Here is a 2,614-nt window from a genome sequence, read left to right on the forward strand (position 1 = left end):
ATAGATTTGTTTGTCTTTGAACTTAAAAGCTGACTTAGTAAATTCGGCACTTCCTCCCTGATGTTTTTTCTTAAAGTTAGGATACTTAGTACGACCAGCAAAGAAGTTAGTGAAAGCTGTTTGTAGGTGTCTTAACCCTTATGGTAAAGGTACACAACTAACTTCGTTTAAAAAGTCTAATTCTTCTTGCTTTTTCCACTCGGTTAGCATTGAAGAAGTTTCAGCATATCCTACTCTTTCTTGTCTTTCGTACCATGCTTGTGTTCTGAGATGGAGTGCCTTATTGTAAACTAATCTTACACAGCCCAAAGTGCGCCGCAATAGCGACTCTTGTTCGGGTATGGGGTAAAATCATCGGTAAGAATAGGCTTTCTCCATATTTCACATTCTGGCATATATTTTGTAAATGCGCTAGTATTTAACAGTAAAGCCGCCGTAGAACGGCGGGGTTTCAGACCTAAATTTTCGATGAAAGAACACGATGTCGTTATAGTGGGCGGTGGGTTAGCAGGATGCCGCGCCGCCTTAGAAATCAAACGCCTCAACCCGACTATCGATGTTGCTGTCGTTGCCAAAACCCACCCAATTCGTTCCCACTCCGTCGCTGCCCAGGGGGGTATCGCCGCCGCCCTGCAAAACGTTGACCCCAAAGATAATCCCAAGGCTCACGCCTACGATACTGTCAAAGGTTCCGATTTTCTGGCTGACCAGGATGCGGTGGATATCCTCACCCGAGAAGCCCCCGAAGTTATCATCGAATTGGAACATCTAGGCGTGTTATTCTCCCGTCTCGAAGATGGACGCATTGCCCAAAGAGCCTTTGGCGGTCACAGCCATAACCGTGCCTGTTACGCCGCCGATAAAACTGGTCACGCCATGCTGCACGAATTAGTCAGCAATTTAGGCCGTAATCAGGTAAAAATCTACGATGAATGGTACGTTTTGCGTCTTATCCTCGAAGAAGGTACAGCTAAAGGAGTAGTTATGTACCAAATCGCCACCGGACAGTTAGAAATCCTCCGGGCAAAAGCAATTATGTTCGGGACGGGGGGCTATGGTCGCGTTTATAACACCACCTCCAACGATTTCGCCTGTACGGGAGACGGTTTAGCTTTATCGGCAAAAGCGGGTATTCCCCTAGAAGACATGGAATTTGTCCAATTTCACCCCACTGGACTCTATCCCGTCGGTGTTTTAATCTCGGAGGCGGTCCGGGGTGAAGGAGCTTATTTAATCAATAGCGAAGGTCGTCGTTTTATGGAAGATTACGCTCCCTCGCGCATGGAATTAGCCCCCCGGGACATCACTTCCCGCGCCATTACCCTAGAAATTCGCGCCGGCCGGGGGGTAAATCTGGACGGTAGCGCCGGAGGCCCCTTTGTCTATCTGGATTTACGCCATTTAGGTCGGGAAAAAATTATGAGTCGGATTCCTTTCTGTTGGGAGGAGGCCCACCGTCTCGTCGGTGTCGATGCGGTAGAGGAACCGATGCCTGTACGTCCTACAGTTCACTATTGTATGGGAGGCATTCCCGTTAATACCGATGGTCGCGTTCGCTTAAGTGCCGATACCCTCAGCGAGGGCTTTTTCTCCGCCGGGGAATGTTCCTGTGTCTCTGTTCACGGGGCCAATCGTTTGGGCAGTAATTCCCTGTTAGAATGTGTGGTCTATGGGAGAAGAACCGGCAAATCGATCGCTAAATACGTCGAAAAACGCGCTTTTCCCGTCTTTAATCCCGATATTTACCTTCAGGATGCGAAAGAGGAAATCACCGCTTTATTGACCAAAAAAGGCACGATTCGCATCGGTCAACTACGTCAGCAATTCCAAGACTGTATGACCCAACATTGCGGCGTTTTTCGCACCGAAGCGACTATGCGCGAGGGAATTAAACAAATCGGCGAGTTAAAGCGCAAATACGAGCAGATTTACCTCGATGATCGGGGTGATTGCTGGAATACGGAACTAATCGAGGCCTGGGAATTACAAAGTCTCATGGTGGTGGGGGAAATTATCCTCACCTCTGCCCTCAATCGTCAAGAAAGCCGAGGGGCCCATTCCCGCGAAGATTTTCCCCAACGGGATGACCAAAATTTCCTTCAGCATACCCTTGCCTATTATTCCCCCGACCGCATCGATATCGACTATATGCCCGTGGTGATTCAGGATTTCACCCCCGTGGAACGTAAGTATTAACCTCTGGTCGGACGGTAAATGTAAAGGAATATTACAAACTCCTTGGCATTTACCGAGATTTAGTTCTATAGTAGATAAAGCAACGCGGGATAGAGCAGTCTGGTAGCTCGTCGGGCTCATAACCCGAAGGTCAGTGGTTCAAATCCGCTTCCCGCCATTACTTATAAAGCCGGTAGTTAAATCCGATTTCCCATTAAGGAACATCGAACATTACCCGTTCAAGAGCGCGATTGGGGTCAATGTAAGATTGGCGAGAATGGAGAGAAGTATAATTATCGGTGGTGATTCGGTAGTAGTGATAGCGGCTTAATCCTTTGCTTTGCTGTGCATTGTAGTCATGGATAAAATACCAAACAGCTCCAACGTGATTCTCCATTTTTTTAGAGAAAGATAGACTCTCTCTCACTAGCCGAGAAAT

Annotated in this window: 1 protein-coding gene, 1 tRNA gene and 2 pseudogenes; 2 read left to right on the plus strand and 2 right to left on the minus strand. The window is 47.7% G+C overall.

Going from position 1 to position 2,614, the window contains the following annotated elements; genetic code table 11:
- Positions 1-342 (minus strand): annotated as a pseudogene (locus IM319_RS19640) (RNA-guided endonuclease InsQ/TnpB family protein); the annotation flags it as partial.
- A gap of 126 nt (positions 343-468) precedes the next feature.
- On the opposite strand from IM319_RS19640, the gene IM319_RS19645 reads away from it, so the two are divergent.
- Both IM319_RS19645 and IM319_RS19650 read left to right on the plus strand, forming a co-directional pair.
- Positions 469-2,196 (plus strand): succinate dehydrogenase/fumarate reductase flavoprotein subunit, encoded by a 1,728-nt coding sequence (locus IM319_RS19645; protein ID WP_149107929.1) that lies wholly within the window; start codon positions 469-471, stop codon positions 2,194-2,196.
- An 83-nt stretch (positions 2,197-2,279) separates the two neighbouring features.
- A tRNA-Met gene (locus IM319_RS19650) sits at positions 2,280-2,353 on the plus strand.
- Between the two features lie 36 nt (positions 2,354-2,389).
- On the opposite strand, the pseudogene IM319_RS22785 reads toward IM319_RS19650, so the two are convergent.
- Positions 2,390-2,614, minus strand: a pseudogene (locus IM319_RS22785) (hypothetical protein); the annotation flags it as partial.

It is taken from the genome of Microcystis sp. M113S1 (assembly GCF_020246945.1).
Classification (GTDB): Bacteria; Cyanobacteriota; Cyanobacteriia; order Cyanobacteriales; family Microcystaceae; genus Microcystis.